The sequence below is a fragment of the Actinoplanes sp. NPDC051411 genome (assembly GCF_040682075.1).
Taxonomy (GTDB): domain Bacteria; phylum Actinomycetota; class Actinomycetes; order Mycobacteriales; family Micromonosporaceae; genus Actinoplanes.
Map to the genome: position 1 here is coordinate 1 of NZ_JBFBAD010000265.1, position 3,513 is coordinate 3,513.

The following is a 3,513-nucleotide window of genomic DNA, read 5'->3' on the forward strand; positions in this document are numbered from 1 at the left end:
TCCCGCTAAAAAACACCACACACACTCCCACCACAACACGCCCGAGGAATACCCGGTGGCCCCCGGGCTTCTTCTGCCGGCCGTCCGCGGCCGCCGGGCGCCCCGGCGCGGGCCGCCCCCCCCCGAGGCGGGGACATCGGACGGCGCTTATTCCGCTAGGAGCAACTCATGACTCTCGCCGGCCAGGTCGAAGAGAAAGTCATCGAAGACGAGGGCAGAAACGGTCGCAAGCGTCGCCGGCCCCGTCGCACCAGCATCAACCCGGGTGAGAGCCGCCGGGCGTGGAGCCTGATCGCGCCGGCCATTCTCCTGCTGATCCTGATCGTCGGTTATCCGGTGGTCAAAGCCATCTACCAGTCGTTCCTGACCGACCCCGGGCTCGACAAGTCGACCGGCCTGTTCAACCAGGGCAACGCCTGGAACGGCATCACCAACTACACGCACTGGCTGGGCCAGCGCTGTGCGGTCGCGGGCGGGGGCACCCAGTCGTGTCCGTCCGGCACACTCGGCTCCCAGTTCTGGGGGTCGGCCGGCGTCACCCTCGGCATCACCATCGTGGCGTGCTCGCTCGAGACCGTGATCGGCATGGGCTTCGCCCTGATGATGAACCGGGCCTTCCGCGGCCGCGCGCTGGTCCGGGTCGCCATCCTCATCCCGTGGGCCATTCCGACCGCCGTGACCTCGAAGTTGTGGCAGGTCATCTTCGACCCGCAGGGCATCCTCAACAAGATCCTCGGCACCCACTTCGCGTGGACCTCCGAACAGTGGCCGGCCCGCTCGGCGATCGTGATCGCCGACGTCTGGAAAACCACGCCGTTCATCGCCCTGCTCATCCTGGCCGGGCTGCAGAGCATCCCGGAGGAGACGTACGAGGCGGCGCGCATCGACGGGGCGAACGCCTGGAGACGGTTCACCAGCGTGACGCTGCCCCTGGTCAAGCCGGCCCTGGCGGTGGCGGTCATCTTCCGGGTGCTCGACACGCTGCGGATGTACGACCTGCCGGCGATTCTCACCGGCGGCGCCAACGGCACCACGACGAGCTCCATCCTGGTCGTCAGGCAGTTGACCAGCGGGGTGAACTCGGCCTCGGCGTTGTCCACGATCACGTTCATCCTCATCTTCGCCATCGCGCTGGCCCTGGTGCGGCTGTTCAACGCGAACATCGTCGGTGCCCAGACCGGCGGGAAGGTGAAGTGACATGACGACGATAGCCGCGCCCACCCCGGCCACGATCGTTCCCGAGGCGCGCAAGCCGTTCAAGTGGGGCAACGTCGGCACGGTCGTGGTGATGGCGATCATCATCCTGTGGTGCCTCGCACCGTTCTACTGGATGTTGGTTCTGGCGTTCCGCGACAACCAGGCGACGTTCTCGACCGACGTCTGGTTCAGCCACGTCACGTGGAGCAACTTCAGCTACGCCTTCAACACGCAGTACAACGACTTCGGCCGTTCGCTGCTCAACAGCATCATCATCGGTGCCGTGGTGACCGCGCTGGCCATGGTGTTCGGAGTCTTCGCCGGGTACGCCCTGGCCCGCCTCGTCTTCCGCGGCAAGGGCTTCGTGCTGGCGGCCATCCTGGGCGCCTCGATGTTCCCCGGCGTCGCCATCCTGACCCCGCTGTTCCAGCTGTTCTCGACCTGGGGCTGGCTGGGCACCTATCAGGCGCTGATCCTGCCCCAGATCTCGTTCGCGCTGCCGCTGGCGGTCTACACGCTGACCAGCTTCTTCGCCGACATGCCGTGGGATCTGGAGGAGGCGGCCCGGGTCGACGGCTGCACGCAGGGGCAGGCCTTCCGCAAGGTGATCCTGCCGCTGGCCGCGCCGGCGCTCTTCACGACCGCGATCCTGGTCTTCCTCCAGTCGTGGAACGAATATCTGTTGTCCAGCGTGCTGTCCAACGGCAAGGCCACGGTGGCGCCCTCGACGGTGGCCATCGCGAACTTCACCGCCGGTCCGCACATCGTGCCGTACACCCAGACCATGGCGGCCGGTCTGGTGGTCACGGTGCCGCTGGTCATCGTCGTGCTGGTGTTCCAGCGCCGGATCGTCAGCGGTCTGACCGCAGGTGGCGTGAAGGGCTGACCCGCGTACGGGAAACAGGCCTGGTCCCGCTCAGCGGGGCCAGGCCTTCTCGATGTTGTCCAGCGTGGTCCGGGTGTCCTGGCCGTCGATCCACTTCGTCGCCTGCTTCCAGAACGCGCCCGAGCCCACCGCGGCCGGCATCTGATCGGAGCCGTCGAAGCGGAACACCGTCTTCGGGTCGGCCAGGATCGTGGCGGCCAGCTTGTCGATCGGGCTGGTCAGGTTGTTCTGGTCGAGGCCGCTGTTGGCGCTGACCCAGCCCGAGGAGACCCTGGCCTTGATGTTGGCCCAGGCGTCCGACGAGAGGTAGGTCTGGAAGGCCTGCACCTCCGGCCGGCTGCTGAACGCCACCACGAACTCGCCGCCGCCGAGCACCGGCTTGGTGTCGGTGTCCCGGGGCGGCAGATAGAACGCGTAGACGTCGCCGTCCTGCGCGATGCGGGTGCCCTTGGGCCAGTTGGCGGCGTAGAAGCTGGCCTGGCGGTGCATCTCGCACTGGTGGGAGAGGACGGGCAGGCCGGCGTCCTGGAACGTGGTGGTCGCGATGCTCTTCACGTCGCCGAGGCCGCCGTTGACGTACTTCGCGTTCTTCAGGTAGCCGCCGACCGCGTTCAGCGCGGCGGTCGGTTCGGGACCGTTGAACGGGATCCGGTGGCCGACCCACCGGTCGTACTCGCCCGGCCCGTAGAGCCGGAGCATGAAGTCCTCCATCCAGTCGGTGACCGGCCATCCGGTGGCGTCCCCGCTGCTGATGCCCGCGCACCACGGGGTCTTGCCGTCGGCCACCATCTGGTCGCTGAGAGCCTTCAGCTCGTCGAGCGTGGTCGGCACCTGATAGCCGCGGGCGGCGAACTCCTTGGGGGAGTACCACACCAGCGACTTGACGCTCGCGCCCATCGGAGCGGCGTAGAAGGTGCCGCCGACCGTGCCGTAGGCCTTCCAGTCCCGGCTGAAGAACCGGTCGACGTTGGCCTCGGTGCCGGCCGGGGCGGGCACCGCGCGGCCGGTCGCGACCAGTTGCTGGAGCAGGCCGGGCTGGGGCACGACGGCGAGGTCGGGCGGGTGGCTGGCCTTGACCCGTACGAGGACCTGGCGCTCGAACGAATCCTCGCCCTCGTAGTCGACCTTGACGCCGGTGCAGGTCTCGAACGGCCGGTACGAGTTCTCCTGAGCGGTGTCCTCCGGCGCGACGATACCCGTGTAGATCTTGACCGTTTTCCCGGTCAGGTCGCCGAACTTCTTGTACGGCGTACAGTCAAAGGCCGCCGCCGAGGCGGCCGGTGGTGTGGTGTGGTCTTCGGTGGCGTCGCCGCAGGCCGTCAGGCCGAGAACCAGGCCGGCGCTGACCGCGCCGGCCAGCGCCGCGCTGGAGTGGCCGAACATATGAACCGACTCAAAACGCACGAAAGGCGCCCGGGGCCGGATCAATC

Annotated in this window: 3 protein-coding genes; 2 read left to right on the top strand and 1 reads right to left on the bottom strand. The window is 67.8% G+C overall.

The window, feature by feature from the left end; translation table 11 throughout:
• Positions 1-168: 168 nt before the first annotated feature.
• Positions 169-1,197 (top strand): sugar ABC transporter permease, encoded by a 1,029-nt coding sequence (locus AB0M88_RS52980; RefSeq protein ID WP_364116199.1) that lies wholly within the window; start codon positions 169-171, stop codon positions 1,195-1,197.
• 1 nt (position 1,198) lies between these two features.
• A complete protein-coding gene (locus tag AB0M88_RS52985; protein WP_364116201.1) occupies positions 1,199-2,083 on the top strand; it encodes a carbohydrate ABC transporter permease in 885 nt (294 codons plus the stop codon).
• Positions 2,084-2,113: 30 nt separating this feature from the next.
• Here AB0M88_RS52985 and AB0M88_RS52990 read toward each other — a convergent pair whose 3' ends face one another.
• Positions 2,114-3,466 (bottom strand): ABC transporter substrate-binding protein, encoded by a 1,353-nt coding sequence (locus tag AB0M88_RS52990; protein WP_364116204.1) that lies wholly within the window; start codon positions 3,464-3,466, stop codon positions 2,114-2,116.
• Between the last annotated feature and the right edge of the window lie 47 nt (positions 3,467-3,513).

Excerpts from the sequence above, each read along its gene's own strand:
- AB0M88_RS52990 (WP_364116204.1), bottom strand. The coding sequence starts at position 3,466 with ATGTTCGGCCACTCCAGCGCGGCGCTGGCCGGCGCGGTCAGCGCCGGC.
- AB0M88_RS52980 (WP_364116199.1), top strand. The coding sequence starts at position 169 with ATGACTCTCGCCGGCCAGGTCGAAGAGAAAGTCATCGAAGACGAGGGC.
- AB0M88_RS52985 (WP_364116201.1), top strand. The coding sequence starts at position 1,199 with ATGACGACGATAGCCGCGCCCACCCCGGCCACGATCGTTCCCGAGGCG.